This window comes from Bacteroides sp. BFG-637 (genome assembly GCF_024793605.1).
Taxonomy (GTDB): Bacteria; Bacteroidota; Bacteroidia; order Bacteroidales; family Bacteroidaceae; genus Bacteroides; species Bacteroides vicugnae.
Genome location: NZ_JANUPD010000002.1, coordinates 1,121,838 through 1,142,095, shown reverse-complemented (window position 1 = coordinate 1,142,095; position 20,258 = coordinate 1,121,838). Strand labels below are relative to the sequence as shown.

The 20,258-nt window shown below is 40.8% G+C and carries 13 protein-coding genes, 1 tRNA gene and 2 pseudogenes; 5 read left to right on the top strand and 11 right to left on the bottom strand.

The features are described from left to right. Positions 1-130: 130 nt before the first annotated feature. Positions 131-3,058 (bottom strand): DUF6493 family protein, encoded by a 2,928-nt coding sequence (locus NXX38_RS04920; RefSeq protein WP_258978715.1) that lies wholly within the window; start codon positions 3,056-3,058, stop codon positions 131-133. Next, on the bottom strand, positions 3,046-4,401 hold the full coding sequence (locus NXX38_RS04915; protein WP_195649399.1) for an SWIM zinc finger family protein: 1,356 nt from the start codon (positions 4,399-4,401) through the stop codon (positions 3,046-3,048). Before NXX38_RS04915 ends, NXX38_RS04920 begins: the two co-directional genes overlap by 13 nt. A gap of 595 nt (positions 4,402-4,996) precedes the next feature. On the opposite strand from NXX38_RS04915, the gene NXX38_RS04910 reads away from it, so the two are divergent. Both NXX38_RS04910 and NXX38_RS04905 read left to right on the top strand, forming a co-directional pair. Further along, on the top strand, positions 4,997-5,500 hold the full coding sequence (locus NXX38_RS04910) for an RNA polymerase sigma factor (protein ID WP_148365742.1): 504 nt from the start codon (positions 4,997-4,999) through the stop codon (positions 5,498-5,500). A 217-nt stretch (positions 5,501-5,717) separates the two neighbouring features. Further along, positions 5,718-6,494 carry a Cof-type HAD-IIB family hydrolase gene (locus tag NXX38_RS04905; protein WP_234133115.1) on the top strand — a complete coding sequence of 259 codons (777 nt, stop codon included), beginning with the start codon at positions 5,718-5,720 and terminating at the stop codon, positions 6,492-6,494. A gap of 222 nt (positions 6,495-6,716) precedes the next feature. On the opposite strand, the gene NXX38_RS04900 is transcribed toward NXX38_RS04905, so the two are convergent. The 6 genes and pseudogenes from NXX38_RS04900 to NXX38_RS04875 form a co-directional block, all read right to left on the bottom strand. Next, positions 6,717-6,790, bottom strand: a tRNA-Ile gene (locus NXX38_RS04900). Positions 6,791-6,880: 90 nt separating this feature from the next. Beyond that, positions 6,881-7,192: a DUF4491 family protein gene (locus NXX38_RS04895; protein WP_148365852.1), complete on the bottom strand. Its 312-nt coding sequence runs from the start codon at positions 7,190-7,192 to the stop codon at positions 6,881-6,883. Positions 7,193-7,197: 5 nt separating this feature from the next. Then, the gene (locus NXX38_RS04890) at positions 7,198-7,662 is read right to left on the bottom strand and encodes an Lrp/AsnC family transcriptional regulator (RefSeq protein WP_004302580.1); all 465 of its coding nucleotides are present in this window, start codon (positions 7,660-7,662) and stop codon (positions 7,198-7,200) included. A 158-nt stretch (positions 7,663-7,820) separates the two neighbouring features. Then, entirely contained in the window at positions 7,821-8,690 is an 870-nt protein-coding gene (locus NXX38_RS04885; RefSeq protein ID WP_009001118.1) for an FKBP-type peptidyl-prolyl cis-trans isomerase, read from the bottom strand. 20 nt (positions 8,691-8,710) lie between these two features. Then, positions 8,711-9,295: an FKBP-type peptidyl-prolyl cis-trans isomerase gene (locus tag NXX38_RS04880; protein WP_008775241.1), complete on the bottom strand. Its 585-nt coding sequence runs from the start codon at positions 9,293-9,295 to the stop codon at positions 8,711-8,713. 262 nt (positions 9,296-9,557) lie between these two features. Then, a pseudogene (locus tag NXX38_RS04875) lies at positions 9,558-10,708 on the bottom strand (ISAs1 family transposase). Positions 10,709-11,080: 372 nt separating this feature from the next. Between NXX38_RS04875 and NXX38_RS04870 the strand changes: the two are divergent. Beyond that, the gene (locus NXX38_RS04870; RefSeq protein ID WP_148365696.1) at positions 11,081-11,779 is read left to right on the top strand and encodes an NAD-dependent deacylase; all 699 of its coding nucleotides are present in this window, start codon (positions 11,081-11,083) and stop codon (positions 11,777-11,779) included. A gap of 20 nt (positions 11,780-11,799) precedes the next feature. On the opposite strand, the gene NXX38_RS04865 is transcribed toward NXX38_RS04870, so the two are convergent. From NXX38_RS04865 to NXX38_RS04855, 3 genes and pseudogenes are all read right to left on the bottom strand, one after another. Further along, positions 11,800-12,024 (bottom strand): hypothetical protein, encoded by a 225-nt coding sequence (locus NXX38_RS04865; RefSeq protein WP_004311131.1) that lies wholly within the window; start codon positions 12,022-12,024, stop codon positions 11,800-11,802. 13 nt (positions 12,025-12,037) lie between these two features. Further along, a complete protein-coding gene (locus tag NXX38_RS04860) occupies positions 12,038-12,388 on the bottom strand; it encodes a helix-turn-helix domain-containing protein (RefSeq protein WP_004302575.1) in 351 nt (116 codons plus the stop codon). A 50-nt stretch (positions 12,389-12,438) separates the two neighbouring features. After that, positions 12,439-13,237, bottom strand: a pseudogene (locus tag NXX38_RS04855) (class I SAM-dependent methyltransferase). A gap of 878 nt (positions 13,238-14,115) precedes the next feature. Between NXX38_RS04855 and NXX38_RS04850 the strand changes: the two are divergent. Together NXX38_RS04850 and NXX38_RS04845 are read left to right on the top strand one after the other, a co-directional pair. Beyond that, complete coding sequence (locus tag NXX38_RS04850; protein ID WP_258978711.1) at positions 14,116-18,096, top strand: two-component regulator propeller domain-containing protein; 3,981 nt, start codon at positions 14,116-14,118, stop codon at positions 18,094-18,096. Positions 18,097-18,812: 716 nt separating this feature from the next. After that, positions 18,813-20,243, top strand: a complete 1,431-nt coding sequence (locus NXX38_RS04845) for an alpha-L-fucosidase (protein WP_258978710.1) — start codon at positions 18,813-18,815, stop codon at positions 20,241-20,243. The last annotated feature ends 15 nt before the right edge of the window (positions 20,244-20,258 follow it).

Below are 20,258 nucleotides of genomic sequence, written 5' to 3'. Positions count from 1 at the left end.
TCTTTTAGGCTTTAGCTCCAATAAGCTGCCTTTAAATTCTGGTTGTTTAAGTGATCGGGTAGTACCATCTTACTGTCACAATTGTACTAATACTGTGGCATAAAGTAAGGGATTAAGTCTTTTCAATCCATTATAGATTGCTGAGTGAAGTTGCTACCTTCTTCAGGTTGCTGTTCATAGCCCATTCTTGCAGATGTTGTAAGAGTTGTTCGTCTGTAACTTTGCTATGGTTGATAGTCAGTAGTTCCAGATAGAGTTCGAGCAGCTGTTTGAGTCCGGTGACGGGTTTGTCAGGCAATCCGCTGATAAAGACTGTGAGTAGCTCTTCCAATTGACGGTTGTGGAAAGTACTTCGTTTGTACATGCTTTCGTATACCTGGGTGGTGAAGCGCTTTAGCGGAGCAAGCTCCATCGTGATGAGGCGAGCCAGGATTTCTCCTACCCGGCGGTTGTTTATTCTTCTTGCGGCAAGTCCCTCTACCCATAATTCCGCTGCATAGGAACGGACTGTCTTGTCTACGAAAAGTAGTGAACCGCCTAATAAGAGCAGGCTCATCTCCCGAAGCGGGCAGTGGAAAGAAAGGAGCATCCGCAAAGCACAGGTGAGGGTGCGTTTGCTGTCTTCCTGCGGAGTGCCGAAAGCCATGTAGCAGGTGATGATCTGGGCTATCAACGGTTCCGGCCGGTTAGGGAAGTAACATAGCAGAGGTTCCATGTAGCGGGAGTCGTCTATATTATATTTACTGTTGATAATCAGATGTTCCTGCCATAGCTGATGGCTGTTGAATTCGACGTATTTGTGCCATTTGTAGGAATCGAGTTCAAGCAGACGCCTGTCCGTTTCGTATGATTTCTCTTTTGGTTTCAATTTGTTCCACCCATAGTCTCCTGCCAGATAGTTGTGTGGCAACGTGCAGCAGGCGAAGGACTTGAATACTTCGAATTCAGTTTCCGGTGCTTTTACCAGTCCGGCAGCTACCCAGCCGGTCGGATGGTTGTAGGGCGGTTCGGGTTGTGTGTTCTCATCCAACAAGAACAGGCAGAGATGGAGGTATTCATCTTGCAATAGTTGCCGGGCGGTGGTGACGGCTTCTTCTTTGCCTTCCATGGCACAGCGGGCAATCGCTAGTTGGAAATCCCATGGACAGGGCTTTGTGCCTGCTTCCTGATATGCGGCGAGGCGGCGTATCAGTTCGGTGGCCTGTATGTATGCCGGAGTATGGGTAGGAGTGGAAAGTAAGGGCAATGTATTATTCTCCTTTAGTTGACGGATTACATTCAGCCATAACTGTTGGACGGGTGTGAAACAGGTTGCGTCGCTGTAGCCGGGTTTCCAGTCGGCAAGTCGTTTGAAAGAACGCTCGTCATAAGCTCCCCTGTTTTGATCTCTTCCTTTCAGTCTTTCTTCCAGCCGGGTGAACATATTTCTCAAGAATCCTGTGCGGGAGGTGTCTGTCGTCTGTGTCCATAGACGTTGATATTCCAACAGGAAGGTAGCCAGAAGCTCCTCGTATGGTTCCCAACTGTTGGCTACGATATTGGTTGCCCGTTGGAAAACAGGTCCCATCCGGTCGAAATCTTCTTTGTTCAGTTGAGGATGGAAGGCAATAATAGCGGCAACTGTTGTTTCTATCTCCCAGCTTTCCTCCATATCGAACAGGCGGCTAAGTTGGAACAGAAAATCTTCTTTGCTGGCAGGAAAGGGAATATGGTTGTCTTCCCTGCAAATGCGGACGGTTGCCGAAGACGGCTCCTCGTTAAAGGAGGTTTCGTCTGTAATATTTCCTCCGGTATGAATGATTTCTTCAAGATTCATGTCTGTCGCATTTGATACTCCGGCAGACTGTACTCTGAAAGATATGAGTATTGCTTGTACGCTTTGAAACATCTCCGGCTGATAGGATTGTAATGTCTCTTGGAGACTGGACGAAGAAGCGTCTCCATATTTTATGATGAAGTCGGCGGCTTTCTTTTGTAGGTTCTCGTCCTTCTTCAGGAACAGTTGGCAGAGAGTGATGCAGCAGACTTCTCTCATTTCGGGATGCCGTGCAACGATCTTCTCAAAGATAGTATGGATGGTAAGTAGCGAGTTTTTGGGGCTGGAGAAGAAAAGGGGAGCTGCACGTTCGATGAATTCCTGATAACGGAATCCCTCTTCGGATGCGATACTTTTCAGTTGTTGCAACATCACATTCACCGGTTTTGTATAAGAAGAGGTGAATATTTGCATCATCTCTTCTTGCAAGGATAACAGTTCTCCGGTAGTTGGTTGTAGAGTTTCAAAGAATCCGGCAAACCATCCTGCCATGTCTTTTTTGAAGCTCCGGTGAAAAGTGGCGAGTGTGGCTTTTAATAGGCGTTCTCTATCCAGATGGCCGTCCAGCGAGAAACGGTAGAGGGCAGCACTGATACTTTCATCCTGTGCGGTAACTCCTTTTTTATAAGCCTCTTTGGCGCAATCATCTTGATAGTCGATGGACGATTCGTATTCGAAAATCGTCCAGATATGTTCTTTCAGGGTGATATCCCGCTTGAGTAATAACTCACTGTTGAAAGTATCGCTTCCTTTGGGCTCTTTATTTCTGATACGGGTAATCCAGGGGAATACATGTGCAATGCGGCTTGGAGCAATATCTTTGAGGTATCCCATATCCATGAGCTGCGTCAGCTGTTCGTAATTGAGATCGAAATTAAACCAAGTTTTGTCATCGTTGATGAAATCTGTCAGCCAGGTGGGGTAGTAAAGCGGGAGCAGTTTGCAAAGCGTATCAAACTTCACATGATAGGCCATATCCATTTCCCGTTTGTTGGCGCAGACAAACTGGACAGCAGATAGAAAATGTGCCCGTGCCGCACTGCAGGTTGTCTCACTACTGAAACCGGCAAACTTGCTTTTTATCCATTGTAAATCCCGGATAACCGGCAGCAGTTTCCGCCTTTCTTTCATTGGTAACTCCAGTAATCTCTTGACAAAAGGGATTAATATCTTCTCTTCGTTCTCCGGAGTATCCACATAAGCTTTGGATAATTTCTCCAGTTCTTTTTTTAATTCTTCCATTGTACTAGTTTCTTTACTGCCAGAATATGTTTGCAAGCTCCCCGTTCTCCCTGATTGCTACTGAACCAGGTGCAAGTGCAACGCTCTTTCTCACTTTCTCTGTCGAGAATGACCGTATGCCTGACACCTCCGCTTCCTGCCACGCGTGCTTCTGTCCGTTTCTCGTCATTCGATATGATTTCTACTTTCTCTTCTTCCAGTAGCTTTTCTGCTGCTATCATTCGAGGATTGAGACTTAAAATACGTTCGGTTTTGAAAGGCAGGCGGCGGTAGAAGAAGCTGTTTTCATCCAAATCGAATCCCAATAATCCCATTGCTGCCAATCGTGCCGAGAGAGAATCCACCTTATCCAGGTCAATATGTTCTTCTATGGCAAAAAGAGTGGGGTTGAACTGTTGGTTGGCATAACTGTATTTGTCCATTGCCTCTATCCATCTTTCGGGGACGTCTTCGAGCAGGGATTCCAGTGCGGCGCCTTCTCCGGAAAATCCTCTCCAACATTCGCGGGAAAGAGAAAGGCTGAAGCGTACCGGACCGAAATAAAGTTGCCAAATGGTAGATTGCATGGTGGGATGCGCAAAGACTTTCAGCTCATCGGCAAACGGAAGCAAGGGCTCGAGCAGACGTAAGCGATGAAGTCCTCCAATGCAGACGGCATTCATGCTTTTCACCGGTGAAAAGGCGGGTTTTTGACCGCGCATCACTAAATAATAGTCGCATTTCACGCTACTTTTCGGAAGAGTCTGGAAGAGTTGCAAGGTTTGTATGCGATTGAAGGAGTAGAGCTGTTCCGCAGCGGATTGATAAATCTGTACCGTAGTCAGTCCTTTTATCCATTTCACGGGAAGAGGTACTTTCCGTTCTATCACTTTCTCCCCTTTATGATAAAGCCCCACCTCTTTGGGACCGACTGACATTACCACATTCTCTTGTCTGCCTATTCCTCCTAAAGCGGAAATCATTCCGGGATTAAAATCTACGTTTGTTGTCCCGTTTTCCGGAAATTCTCCGTCGTGTCCGTCAGGAAGTACGTCGACCCTGGCATATACACCTGCACAATTAGAAAATCCTTCAAAGCGCAGGCGGTCATTTCCTGCGGTTACAATCGGATCTTTCAGCATGGCAAGCTGTGCCGGTGTCAGATTGAAACTGGATTGCACAACGTTGGATAATGCGATGAGGCAGCGTGCTGTCATGTAGGGTTGTGTCAACTTTCCCCAAAAGAAACAAGGTGCTTCTTTCTTTTCTATTTCGCTGTATTTGGCAAGAAACAGTTCGTCCTGATTGGCCGACCGTTGCAGGGCGGAAGGAGCTGCATATTGGTAAGAGATGGTATCAGTCATAGATAATAAATCGGAATTTGGTTGTATATTCTCCAAATATAGAAATTAATTCTTAGTGAAAAAAAGAAGTAGGAGAATTTACATCGCTTTGGAATGCTGATATTATAAAATATCATCAAATGAAGCATTTATGTCTCTTTTGATGGCAAATATCAAATACAATTCTTAATAGTCAGACACAATTTTTTATACATAAAACAATTATTCTTTATAACTATTCTTAAATCCTACGTTTCTTTTTGCCGGAAAATAATACTTTTGCTCCCACAATTAGAATGTTCTAGCAACAGATTCTAAATTAAGTCTTATGAATTTTTAAAGATGAAAAAGACAGCTGTTTGTGAAAATCGCTAATATTGTTTGTTTTGTTTGTGTTATCCCATTTTGAGTCAGGTGTGGCTTCAAAATGGGATTTTCGCTATAAAGACAGTCTCAAAACCACCTGAATACTATCAGAAATGACCTAAATTCTATCAGCCGATAGATTTTCCCCTAAACAATGTCTGTTCTTCACCTGTCACATTTGTTGAAAACCCGTAAACTTGCAGCATCAAAATAATGATAACGAATACTCACAATTAAAAAAATAACGTATATGAAAAGTTTAAGCTTCAAGAAAGATCTGATAGGAGTACAGGATGAATTACTCCGTTTTGCATATAAACTGACGACCGATCGTGAAGAAGCAAACGATTTGTTGCAGGAAACCTCATTAAAAGCATTGGATAACGAAGATAAATATACTCCCGACACAAATTTCAAAGGATGGATGTATACGATAATGCGGAACATCTTTATTAATAATTACCGCAAAGTAGTGCGCGACCAGACATTTGTCGATCAGACTGAGAACCTTTATCACCTAAACCTGCCGCAGGATTCAGGTTTTGAAAGTACGGAAAGAGCTTACGATTTAAAGGAAATGCGCCGTGTAGTCAATGCTCTGCCGAAAGAATACAGAGTTCCGTTTGCTATGCACGTTTCAGGATTCAAGTACCGTGAGATTGCAGAAAAGTTGAATCTTCCGTTAGGTACTGTAAAGAGCCGCATATTCTTTACCCGTCAGAAATTACAGGAAGAGTTGAAGGACTTCCGCTAACGTTTACTATCAATTTTCAGTTGGTATCAATAGGTATAGGGCAAAAGGAAACGAGATCCTTTTGCCTTTTTTATTTTATGTGTTGGAGGTCTGTATTTGTTATGGGAATTTTTTCAGTAACTTTGTCACTGGTTAATTGACTGCTCTGACTTATCAGTCGAGGATAGTCGATTTGCTTCCCTTAATTTGTCGAAGAATGAATAAAGATATAAATGTTATGATAAAAGCGATCATGCTCGATGTGGATGGAACATTGGTAAGTTTTGAAACTCATAAAGTGTTGCCATCCTCTGTTGATGCCCTTAGGAAGATTCATGACGGTGGAATTCGAATAACCATTGCTACCGGTAGAGCGGCGGGCGACCTTCATGAAATAGCTGATGTTCCGTATGACGGAATTATCGCGTTGAATGGAGCCGACTGTGTTTTGCGGGATGGCACTGTGATAAGAAAGCACCTTATTCCGAAAGATGATTTTAAGAAAGCCATGGAAATAGCAAAGGCCTTTGATTTTGCAGTCGCTATTGAATTGGATGAAGGTGTGTTTGTCAATCGTCTGACTCCGACTGTCGAACAGATTGCTAAAATCGTGGAACACCCTATTCCGGCCGTTGTAGACATTGAAGATCTGTTTGAAAAGAAAGAGTGCTGTCAGCTTTGTTTTTATATCGATGATGAGATGGAACAAAAAGTGATGCCGTTTCTGCCTAATCTTTCCTTGTCACGCTGGCATCCTTTATTTGCTGATGTGAATGTGGCAGGAATAAGTAAGGCAACCGGGCTTTCGGTATTTGCTGATTATTATGGGATCGGAATGACGGAAATAATGGCTTGCGGTGATGGTGGTAATGATATTCCTATGTTGAAAGCTGCCGGAATCGGAGTGGCGATGGGAAATGCATCGGAGATAGTCAAGGCTTCAGCCAATTTTGTTACTGATACGGTGGAGAATGACGGGCTTTGTAAGGCGCTGAAACACTTTGGAATTATTTAATATTGGGTACTCTAAAGCTTAATATTATAGGTGTTATTCCCCTATTGTTTATTCTTCTGTATTTCTGCCTCTGTTGTTTTTACCTGTTTAGGAACAATTAAAGAACAACAATGCAGCAATATCGGGTAGATATTGTATGATTTCAGTTATCTTTCCTCTAGTTGGAGGATAGCTATAAAAGGAAAAATTCCTGCAAGTGTTTCACTTACAGGAATTTTTCAGTGGACCAGCCTGGGCTTGAACCAGGGACCTCCAGATTATGAGTCTGTTGCTCTAACCAACTGAGCTACAAGTCCGGTGTATCCTTTGTTGGATGCGGTGACAAAAGTAGTATTTTCCCTCGAATTATGCAAATCCTTTTGATAAAAAACTACGATACTTTATTTTTAGAACTTATATTTGCGCTTCGGGTTCTTGGGGAACCATCCTTTTTGTACCCGTTCTTCCTGTTCGAAAACCTCTTTAATCGTCCAGAAGGAAGAAAACGCAAACACGCCAAGCAAAGAAGATAAAATCACATTATCGATGCTTAATGAGGCGACCACACCGGCTATGCCGAGTATCAGGAATATCCACCAGCATTTTGTACCCCAATAGTATTCGGCCTTTACCACGACGGGGTGAAAAAGGCCGATAATCAAAAAGGTACATATTCCGATGAATAACCCTGCGAGGTGATATTCATTTAGAAACTCCATCATAATTATTTTTCAACGCGGATGGGGATTTCTTTCTTGATACTCTGTTCCAGAGAAATCAATGTCTCGGTAGCTACCACACCCGGTATTTCTTGCATTTTGTTATTCAGCAAATCCATCAGATGTTCGTTGTCGCATGCATAAAGCTTTGTCAGCATTGTGTACGGGCCTGTAGTGAAATGACATTCCACAATTTCGGGAATCTTTTGTAGTTCCGCTACGACAGATTTGTACATGGATCCTTTTTCCAGTTTGATACCCACGTAGGTACAAGTTCTGTATCCCAGCGATTTCGGGTTAACATGGTAACCAGAGCCTACAATGACACCTAGGTCAATCAGTCTTTGCACACGCTGATGAATAGCTGCGCGTGACACTCCACATTCGGCTGCTACGTCTTTAAAAGGGATGCGGGCATTCTGGGAGATAATCTCTAAGATCTGCCTGTCGAGGTTGTCTATTCTTTCCATAATAATAAATTGTAATTTCCTGTTGTTATCAAATAGTAAGCAAATATAGAGATTTATTTTAATTATTCTTCTTTTCCGAGAAAAAAAATAGGAAAAAGCAAAAAAAGAGGCGCAAATGTTTTGCGCCTCTTTCCTTTTTCTATTTAGAAAGAACTTCCTTATTTTTCGATGCTTACCAGTTCAACTTCGAAAATCAAAGTAGAGAACGGTTTAATCTGGTTGCCGGATTCTCTTGCACCGTAAGCAAGGTCTTGAGGGATGTAAAGTTCCCATTTAGAACCTACAGGCATCATAGTCAATGCTTCTGTCCAACCTTTGATTACTTGGTTAGCACGGAAAGTAGCCGGTTCGTTACGTTTGTAAGAGCTGTCGAATTCTGTTCCGTCGATCAAAGTACCTTTGTAGTTTACTTTCACTTTGCAAGTGTCAGCAGGAATTTCACCCTTACCTTCAGTGATTACTTTGTATTGCAGACCGCTCGGAGTTGTTTTTACACCATCTTTAGTCTTGTTCTCAGCAAGGAATTTTTCGTTTTCAGCTTTGTAGTCAGCATATTTTTCTGCCAAAGCTTTTGCTTTGATAGTTTCCATAGCTGTACGAGTGTATTCTTGAGCTGCTTCCATGGTCATTACGCCGCCTTTTTCCAAAGTACCTGCGATGAAACCTGCCAGGAAGTTTTCTTTGCTGATAGTTTTAGTAGAGTCAGTGCCAAATAATTCCTGGTTGATACCTTTCATCATCTGGTTGCTGATTTGCTGACCGATTTGCAGACCTGCCATGTAAGCGATGTCTTTTTTGCTAGTCTTGTTTGCGCCTTCGTTCAAACCTTTGATGAAATCTGCCATGTAGGTAGTATCAACGTCCAGACGACCTGTCAGATAGCCTTTCAGACCTTGAGTCTGAGCCATACCGATAGAATAAGACAGTGAGTCGATGTCTGATTTCAGATTTGCTTTAGGAGCTTGAGCTGTACAAGAAGCAAGGCTTGCAGCAGCGGCGATTGCCATAAAAATACTAACTTTTTTCATTTTGCTTTGAAATTTTTTATTTATAATACTTCGAGTAATTCTACTTCAAAAATGAGTGTGCTATGAGGAGGGATCATTTCCCCGGCACCTCTTGCGCCATAGCCGAGTTCTGACGGAATATACAGTTTCCATTTAGAACCTTCCGGCATCAGCTGCAACGCTTCCACCCATCCCGGGATTACTTGGTTGACACCGAATACAGCCGGTTCTCCGCGTTGGATAGAACTGTCGAACAGTGTACCGTCGATCAATGTTCCTTCATAGTGGCATCTTACCTGGTCGGTAGCTTTCGGCTTTTTGCCTGTACCTTCTTTGATAATTTCATATTGTAGTCCGCTGGGAAGAACAACTACCCCCGGTCCTTTTTTGTTTTCTTCGAGGAAAGCCTGTCCTTGCTCGATAGCAACGGCACCCATTTTAGCTTCCAGTTCTTCGAAATACTTGTTTACTATTTCGCGGGCTTCATTGTGGCTGATAGCCGTCTGATTGCCTTCCAATACGTCTTTGATTGCTTGTGCGAAATCATCTACCGCAAGGTTTCCGATTCCCATACTTGATAAGTTTTGACCAATTCCGAGGCCAATAGCGTAACTGAATTTATCCATATAATGTTTTTTGTTGGCGATTGAAATGCATCACCATCATGGTTTTAGCTTTCAATCAATTGCAAATTTATGAATCGCAAAAGTACGTGTTTTATTTGAATGATTTAGCATTTGCTATTTAAAAATTCTTATATCTGTGAAAGTTAATCGCTTTTCTTTTAAGAATTAGTCCTTTTATTCGTAGGATTTAATCGGCTTATTCTTATTATTTAGGTTGGTTTATGTAGATAATTAATCGTCTGACAACTGCAGGGCAGACGCATTAAAAATCATTATCCTGTAAAAGTTTTGATAAATATTTTTCATCCCACCCAGCTTTTAGCCTTTTTAGATTCATACTTCCTTTAGTTGTTTTATCCTTCTTCAGGATAGTAAGTGCCATTTTTGTTGCTGCGGAAAAGTTTCTGGCTGCATTTTTGACCTTTTACTATAGTCTTCTCGAAAGGTAACATCCAGTTGCCAATGCAGATTATTTTCAATAGACCAATGCTGTCTGATGGCAGAGGAAATTTCGTCCGGTTTGGTATTATCCATTGAAGTTACATAGTATCTTACCTCTTGTGTATATTCTCCTGTTGCCACTATTGTTCTTTCCGATTTTATCCCAACAACAGACTTCAGTCCCACAAGTTTCTTTTTAAACATTTTTTCCATTATAGGTCCATAACTAACTACAGTACAAGTTCTTGTCTCTATCCTTCCATGTCCGGTATTTTGGGACACATGCCTGGTGACTCTATTGATTATTTCGTCTTTATCCTGATAATCTTCAATGATCTGTTTGGCCAGTTGATAGTTTTTCTTCTTGTTATCCTTTATAGCTATAATATAATTTGCGTCACGCTCAATGATGGTCCGTGTTATATCTGTCTGGCAGCCCATCGCGTCAATTGTGACAATGCAATCATTGAGATCCAAAGAGTTTAGTAACAATGGAATAGCGGTAATTTCATTACTTTTATCATCCACCTTCACTTGTCCTAAAGAAATTCCATTGGCAGCGGACCATGCGGAAACCATCCATAATTTGAATCCTTCCTTTCCCGTCGTATGTTCTCCGTCACATTTACTTGGACCACGCATAAGTTTGCCATCTATAGCTATAACCCCTTTCACCTCCTGACAGACTTGTTTGACCCAATTACGGAAGATCAACTCAAAATATTCGGGCTTTATGATGCTAAAGAATCTATTAAAAGTATCATGGCTGGGTATGAACTCCAGATTAGGTATGCGACTTTTGAAAAAAGCAATTTTGGCATTGCCAAATTCCTCAATCTCATTCCAGGATTGGGCACCACAAATTACAGCAGCAATGGATATATAGACGATGGTTTCCATTTTATGGACTTTTTTACGGTTCATTCTAGGATCTTCTATTTGTTTACAAAGGTCAATTATCCCTATTTTCATGTTAGTTTATGTTTTATAATATCTTATAAATATAAGGAAAATAGTCGAAATAAGAAAGAATTAATAAGTTAATAATCAATTATATAAATAGAATGAAAACAGGAGTGGGATAGTAAAAAATATAATGCGTCTGCCCTGCTGACAACTGTTGAACTTGCGTCTGACAATTGTTGTTTTTTCGTCTGACAACTGTCAGACGAAAGAATAACAGTAGTCAGACGAATAGTTGTTGCCATAAATAATGCTAACTATCTGTATCTTTCATCTTAAAGTTCTGCATAAACCGGATTATATTAAGCGTAAGAAAGTGTTCTTTTATTCGATGATTCTGATTACATTTGTGTGGCTATTAAAAAAGAAGGAGGAATAGTAATGAAGAATCTGGTAGTTTTGACGGGTGCGGGTATGAGTGCCGAGAGTGGGATTAGTACATTTCGCGATGCAGGCGGTTTGTGGGATAAATATCCTGTGGAGCAGGTGGCTACTCCTGAAGGTTATCAGCGTGACCCGGCTTTGGTGATTAATTTCTATAATGAACGTCGGAAACAGTTGTTGGAAGTAAAGCCGAACCGTGGACATGAATTGTTGGCAGAACTGGAGAAAAACTTCCATGTAACGGTGGTGACACAGAATATCGATAACCTGCACGAACGTGCCGGGAGCAGCCACATCATTCATCTGCATGGCGAACTGACGAAGGTGTGTTCCAGTAGAGATCCTCATAATCCCCATTACATAAAAGAACTGAAACCGGAAGAATATGAAGTGAAGATGGGAGACAAGGCCGGCGACGGCACTCAATTGCGACCTTTTATCGTATGGTTTGGAGAAGCTGTGCCGGAAATTGAAACAGCCATCCAATACGTGGAGAAAGCGGATATTTTCGTTATTATCGGTACGTCGCTTAATGTATATCCTGCAGCGGGGTTGCTTCATTATGTACCGAGAGGAGCAGAGGTGTATCTGATTGATCCGAAACCGGTAGATACGCATACTTCCCGTTCGATACATGTAATTCAGAAGGGAGCTTCTGAAGGAGTGGCTGAATTGAAACAATTGTTGGGAGTTTGAGAGGTTTTCTCTTCCCGGTTTTATTCCAGTTCGGTGGCAAAAATATGATTGTTCCGGAGTACTTCCGATATTTCGAGTGCAGAGATATCCCTGCACTCGATTCTTAATATTTTCTCCCAGTCCTCAAAGTCCACATTCCATTTGTCTATTTGGGGGAACTCTGCCAAAAGCTCTCCTATGCGCTTGATGTCACGCCTTTGGGTGATAGAAGTTCGAAAAATCAGAATCTTATTTTCTTTTTCCATATTCTTTAGAGTTTTATTTTAATGAACGGAACTCCCGGATCGTCATACTGAAATGTAACCTGAAATTGCGACTTAAAAGTGAAAGGCTGCTAAAGCCGCAAAGGCGGGCGATTTCGGTGGCGGAAAGTTCCTTGTTTCGTTTTAATAATAGGGCTGCTTTTTCAATCCGGGTGCGTTTGATATAATCCGTAGGCGTTTCGCCCGTCAGGATTGTAAATACGCGATGGAAGTGGAAAGGAGAAAAGCAGGCGATACCTGCCATTTTCTGTAATGATAACGGCTGGTCTATGTGATTGTGAATATAGTCGGTCACTTTATTGATCCGTAACTGATATTCCTGTTTATTGATATCTTTCGTCTCCATGTTTTCTGCAAAGTAAAGGATAATAAATGCCGGAGAGTTGTCCTATCTTGCTAACTTCTCCGGCAGATAATCAATCTCTTTTTTTGTCCTATATAGAATACGTAGCCGTAGTATTCTTTATACTTATTATATAGGCTCTCTTCATACCGTTGCCCGGTGATGAGGTCTGCGGCTGCGTCATTTCCTGCATATTCCTTTAAGAAAGCTTCCTGAACCGGGGAATTGGGGAGCATAGAAATGCTCGGTCCAGCAATTTTCCGGTAAAATGAAATGGGCTGTCGGGATATATCCTGCTTTTTCCATTTGCATTATCTTTCTTGGGATCGTATCGATTTCCGGGTAATTGGCCATCCAGAAGTCTTCTATTTCGGAGGGACGTTCCGGGGTGAACCACGAGGCTTCCGTTACAGCGATAAATCCGTTCTTTTTCAGGAATTTGTTCCATTCGTTCATGCCGCGTTCGAATCCTATATTATAGATAGCGCCTTCGGACCAGATCAGATCGAGCTCTTCCTCTTGAAACGGAAGAGCGTCCATGGAGCCGACAATACCCTTTACTCTGTCTTCACAATGGGCTTCTATTGCATTTTTGTTGAATAGCTCGATAAAGTCGGGGAAAAGGTCGATACCTGTAATTTCTCCTTTCGTATAGTTGGCTAATGCCATTGTCTGACCGCCCGTGCCACAGCCAATGTCGGCTATTCGTGCCTTGTCGGACAGTTCGTTGATGAAGCTTACGGCTTTTTGTGTGACTTCAGGACTTCCGGGACCTTGACGTTTTAATGCCTTGAAGTAATTACATATCAGTGTAAAATCGAATTCGTGGATTGATTTAAAATCGTTACTCATTGTTTTAATGTTTTAGTTGTACGGCGAATGGAGGCATATAATGATGCTTGCAACCATTTGACCATACAAATAGTTTGAAAATTTAGATATAGAAAATAACTCTGACAAGAGTATGTCAGAAAACATAAGGGATAATCTGTAATGAGAGGAAGGTTTACAGATTATTTACAGAACGGAATCCTTATGGAATGAAAATGAGTTAAACATCCAATTTTTCTTTTAGTTTGTGACAAAGATAGGGTTTTAGCTGTAAAACCCGATGATTTCTTTTAAGAAAAAAACTGTGAGCCTGTATTTTAGCAAGAATCGTCAAATAAATCTACTTAAAAGTTGGATTGGGTGGGTGATTACTGAAGTAATGCTGATAGTTTTTGATATAACTTATTGTTTCTTTGCGTATATTCGTCTTTTTTATTTAACTTTGTGGGCAAATTCAAACAAAAAGGAGGTATATTTTAGGAATATTAATTAAAAGACATATTGTATAACTTGTAGGCAGTTATTTGACTTGGTTAAATCTAGCAAATTTAAAAGGAAGTTCAAAATAATAAGTCTAAGCATTGTTTATACCCTTATCCAAGGGCGTAGACTGCTTTTTCTTTATTTGAACTTCGGGCTTTGCTAGAGCCTTACCAAGCAATGAAGGAAAGTGTGTTTGTGCCCTTTTTTGTATCCCTTCCCTATAATACTCTTAAATAGTAAGGTTACGGACTTACAAATAGCAGGCACTTATACTATCAACCAATTCGTATCCGACAGACAGTCGTTACAGGATTGATGAAGTATCTTAATCTTTTATTGTGTTTGGCTAAATGAGAGGTTTGATTATATCTGAAAAAGGAAAAGTTTTCGTTGCTGTTATTTTGAGCTTGCTGTGCATGACAATAGCCAGCGGAAAAGACTACTATTTTAAACATTTGGGAGTCTCGGACGGGTTGTCTCAGATTTGCATTCCTTCCATTTATCAGGATGAGTTAGGTGTGGTGTGGTTGGGGACAACGGAAGGTTTGAACAGATATAACGGCAAGGAAGTGAAAATATTCCGTCCCTCACAAGATGGCCAAGGATTGACGAATAACGAAATCAATGAATTGTGTGGGGATAAAAAAGGAAAGGTATATATCCGTTCTGGAAATGACTTGGTCAAGTTGGATATTTATAAAGAACAATTCACTTGTTTACGACAGAAAGATGTAAGAGGTATATTCTGTGAAGGAGATACTCTTTGGGTCAGTTGTGGCACCGGTATTTATTATTATACAGATAATAATCCTGATTTGGTTTTTGTAACCCGATTGCAGGTTGGAGCAGGAGAAGCCTTATATGTAAATAAGAATTCGATATGGGTCGTAACATCCAGGCATTTGATTGCCATTTCCCGTAAGAATCTTGCCAGACAGGACGTGTTGTTTTCGTTCAGCAGAGGTAAATGTATTTCAGGAGATAGTGACGGCAATATATGGGTAGGCACTTGGGATGGGGCATTCCGTATTTCTGCTACCCGTGAGATAACGCATTATAGAGATGATTCAAGAGAAAAGGGATTGTCGAACAATCAGGTTCGGTGTATATTGGAAGATAATTTTAAACGTATTTGGATAGGGACCTTCCGTGGGCTCGACTGTTATGATCCGGCGGTTGATGAATGGAGCCATTATACGCGTTATGGAGATTCGTCAAATACGCTGAGTCATCATTCGATTCTGTCCCTTCATAAAGATATGCAAGGCAATATTTGGATTGGAACTTATTATGGGGGAGTGAATGTCTTTAATCCTGATAAAATAAATAATCATTTCTATTATGCGGAACCTTTACAGGAAGATTGCCTGAGTTTTCCGGTTGTCGGTAAAATGACAGAAGATAATAAAGGGAATTTGTGGATTTGCACAGAGGGAGGAGGTTTGAATTGTTATCATGCGGCTACGGGAAGCTTTATCCGGTATCAGCATAATCCGGAAGATACGAAAAGTATAGGAAGTGATAATCTGAAATCAATATTCTATCGGACAGAGAATGACCGGTTGTATGTAGGTACCCATTTGGGAGGATTGTTCATTTTGGACTTAAAGTCAAACAAAGGACATACACTTCATCATATAAGGGGAAATCCGGCATCCTTGCCGCATGAGATTGTGAATGATATTCAAGAGTATAAGGGTGGGCTTGCTCTTTTGACACAGGGTGGTCCGATTTTTATGGATCCGATGACGGAGAAATTTTCTCCGCTTTCGGAAGATACTACTATTCAAAAGTTGGTGAGCCGGGAATATGCATATGAAACCTTTTTGATTGATAGCCGTCATCGTATGTGGCTTGCGTCGGCTAGTGGAGGGGTTATTTGTGTGCATTTACCATCATCGAAGGTAACTCGTTACCTATTGGATGCCAAGGATACTGCTGCAATAGGGAGATTTAAAGTTGTGCATATCTTTGAGGATAGCAGAAGAGATGTATATTTCTGTACGATAGGTTCGGGAATATTCAAATATCAGGAAAAAGAGCAAGCTTTTAAATCATACAGTACTTTGAATCATAGCCTTCCGAGTGATTACTGTTATTATATATGTGAATCGGTTGAAGACCAAAGGCTCTATCTTTTACATGGAAAAGGGCTTTCTGTCTTTAGTCGGGAAAAAGAGACAGTAGAAGATACATATCATCTCTTCAATCAGACTTATAGTCAAGGCTCCGCTTTATATCGTAGTGAGAAATCGGTTATTTTTATAGGTGGTACCAATGGGTTAGCCTTGTTTCAGGAACAATCCTTATATGCAACACCGGTCAGAAATTTCTTGAATTTTGATAAGTTACTTATTTTTAATGAGGAGATCATTCCTAATGACAATACAGGTATTTTGTCTGATATACTGGCAAAGACGTCGGATATATTTTTGAGTTACAAGCAAAATAACATAACAGTGGAATTTGCCACATTTGATTATAATAATGAGCAGAACCGTTTGTTTGAATATTGCTTGGAGGGTTTTGATAAGACCTGGACTCAAACTTCCGGAACCACAATTACTTATACAAATTTGCCTCCCGGAGATTATATACTTAGGGTTCGTTCATGGGATAACCCGAAGCCGGAGAGTGAGATTTATTTGAATGTACATGTTTCCACCCCTTTTTATGCTACTATATGGGCATATCTTTTCTATCTCCTTTGCTTACTAGGGGTAATGATCGCATTTATCCGTTTTAAAACACGGCAGGCTGCTTTAAAGTCTTCTTTGGAATTTGAGCGGAAAGAAAAGGAGAGAATTGAAGAACTAAATCAGGCAAAACTACGTTTTTTTACAAATATTTCTCACGAGTTTCGCACTCCACTTACTCTTATCCTAGGACAGATTGAAGTGTTGATGCAAATGGATAAATTAAGTACATCTGTGTATAACCGTATTCTTCGTATCTATAAAAACGCTTGGCATATGCGGGACCTGATATCCGAATTGCTTGATTTCCGTAAGCAGGAGCAAGGATATTTGAAACTGAAGGTAGAAGAACAAAATTTAGTCACTTTTACTCGTCAGATTTATATGTGCTTTTATGAATATGCTCAAAAGAAGGAAATCAATTATCGTTTTAATCATGTGGAAGAATCAATTTCCGTATGGTTTGATTCGACACAAATGCAAAAAGTGATCTTTAATCTGTTGTCAAATGCCTTTAAATATACATCTAATAAAGGTATGATAACGATTGAGGTCAGAAAAATTGCTTCCCAGGCTTTGGTTTCGGTTTGTGATACAGGTATAGGAATCCCGGCAGAACAGATCTCGAAGATTTTTGACCGATTCTATCAGACAGACAATTCTTCCTCAGCTTTTACTTTGGGGACAGGAATCGGATTGGCTTTGGCTAAAGGAATTATGACTATGCATCATGGAAAGATAGATGTGGAGAGTACAGTAGGTAAGGGGACTAAGTTTACTTTGTTTCTTCCTTTGGGAAACCGGCATTTTAGTGATGAAGAGATGGCGGTTACGGAGGGACGGGAGTCGGTTATTGTTCAGGAGACCGTTCCCATTCATGATCAGATTGTTGAGCCGGCACAACATCCGTCTCTGCAAGAAAGTGTGAAAGGAGATAAGCCTGCTGTTCTTTTGGTTGATGATAATGAAGAATTATTATCTATGTTGGAGGACATCTTTTTACCGATGTATAAGGTATATATTGCACGGAATGGGCGCGAAGGTTGGGTGATGGCACAACAAATACAGCCTGATTTGATAGTGAGTGATGTGATGATGCCTGAAATGTCAGGAAAGGAATTATGTTATAAGATTAAAACCAATGTGGAACTTTCTCATATTTCTGTAGTTCTGCTGACTGCCCAAACTTCTGTAGAATATGTTGTGGAAGGTTTGATGTTCGGAGCGGATGATTATGTAACGAAGCCATTTAATGTAAAGGTATTATTAGCCCGTTGCAATAATCTCATAAAGAATAAGAAGCGCCTGATCGCTCATTATGCAGATAAAACAGTAACAGAGTCTTCTGTACCGGAAGTTATTAATGAACGTGATAGGGAGTTGCTGGTGAAATGTGTCAGTATTATAAAAGAGAATTTTGAAAATCAGGAATTTGATGTTACGACACTTGCTTCTGAACTTTGTATGGGGCGCAGCAAACTATATATGCAATTCAAACAGATAACCGGATTGACCCCGAATGAGTTTATTTTAAAAGTAAAACTTGATGAAGCTATGTTTCTGTTAAAGAACCATTCCGAGTTTAATATTTCAGAGATTTCTATCCGATTAGGTTTTTCTTCACCTCGTTACTTCAGTAAATCCTTCAAATCATATTTTGGAGTTGCTCCACAAGTAGTACGGAGTAAAAAAGGAGAGTAGTCCTGATTTGTTCATTTCCATTTTGAAATGGACGAATCGTACCGAAAATGACTAAAGACGCAATAAAGTTGAATCCATCTCTTTCACTTTCTTCACTGGAAGATAATTATCTGTCTGACAGCTGTTCCCTGTGAACAGACAAAGAGTAACTTTCTTCTTCACGGTCTTCACGCCTTCACAGTGTTTACACTTTCGCAGTTTTGTATCTTCACAGTTCGTAGCCTTCATCTCAGCTATGACAATCTTATCAAATTAAATAGTTTGCATATGAGAAGCCAACTATTGTTGTCTATCTAGCTGACTACTGTTGTCTAAACAGCCGACTCTAGTTGGCTAGATAGGCAACAGAGGTCGGCGATTAGTGAATAGAAACAAAATACATCATTCATATAGGTTCTTAGTCTATTTTATTGTAAGATGCATAAGACAAGAGCTTGTAGAATGAATTAATCCATAACCGTACAGATTTGGACAGGTTCTTATAAGCTTGTTTTGTGGTTGTTATTTGCTAGAATTGTGTGGGGTATAACTTGTGAGAAATTGGAAAGAAGAAGCAAAATGTACCCAAATCTTCCATAAAATGTGGTCGTTTCTTCCATGCGGATTCACAAGCTTTCTTTTTGCAATATTTACGTTTATGGAAATTGTATGTCTCCTATACTTTTACGGTGCTTTAATTTTTAGTGCATCATTGAACCTCTAATATTATTTATCACATGAAAAGCAAATTGATAACGCTGCTATTATTATTAATTACTGTCGGTTCTGTAACCTTTGCCCAGGAGACTAAAAAGGAGATTCCTTTGAAATATGGAGCTACGAATGACGGTAAAAGACAAGATCCTGCTATGCAAAAATTCCGCGATAATCGTCTGGGGGCTTTTATCCATTGGGGACTATATGCCATTCCCGGAGGAGAATGGAATGGGAAAGTGTATGGTGGAGCAGCCGAATGGTTGAAAAGTTGGGCAAAAGTACCTGCTGACGAATGGTTGAAATTGATGGAACAATGGAATCCCACAAAATTTGACGCAAAGAAATGGGCTAAAATGGCGAAAGAAATGGGTGCCAAGTACGTAAAGATTACAACGAAGCATCATGAAGGCTTCTGTTTGTGGCCAAGCAAATATTCAAAATATACGGTTGCGAATACTCCTTATAAAAAAGATGTATTGGGCGAAATGGTAAAAGCCTATAATGACGAAGGCATTGATGTGCACTTTTATTTCTCTGTAATGGATTGGAGCCATCCCGACTACCGTTATAGTATCAAATCCGAAGAAGATAGTATTGCATTCAGCCGCTTTCTGGAATTTACGGACAATCAGTTGAAAGAATTGGCTACGCGTTACCCGACAGTGAAAGATTTTTGGTTTGACGGTACATGGGATGCCAGTATCAAGAAGAATGGCTGGTGGACTGCTCATGCGGAGCAAATGTTGAAAGAAATGCTGCCAGGCGTTACTATTAACAGCCGTCTGCGCGCCGATGATAATGGAAAACGCCATTTCGACAGTAACGGACGCCTGATGGGAGACTATGAATCCGGTTACGAGCGTCGGCTGCCCGATCCGGTGAAAGATCTTAAAGTAACGCAATGGGACTGGGAAGCTTGTATGACTATTCCTGAAAACCAATGGGGATATCACAAAGACTGGTCATTGAGTTATGTCAAAACTCCGATTGAGGTAATTGATCGTATTGTACATGCTGTCTCTATGGGTGGAAATATGGTTGTAAACTTTGGCCCGCAGGCAGATGGAGATTTTCGTCCGGAAGAAAAAGCGTTGGCTACAGCTATCGGCAAATGGATGCACCGTTATGGAGAAGCTGTCTATGCTTGTGATTATGCCGGATTCGACAAACAGGATTGGGGATATTACACACGCGGCAAAAATGGTGAAGTGTATATGATAGTATTTAATCAACCATATAGTGAACGTCTAGTGGTAAAAACTCCGAAAGGAATTTCAGTTGAAAAAGCTGCCTTGTTGGGAACCGGCGAAGAGATGAATGTTGTCGAAACAGCCCGTAACGAGTATAACATATCTATCCCTGAGAAGAATCCGGATGAACCTTATGTCATCCGGCTTAAAGTTCGTGCAGCTAAAGGAACAAAGGGAATTTATCGGGATGCTTTGACATAAACCAAATAGGGAATT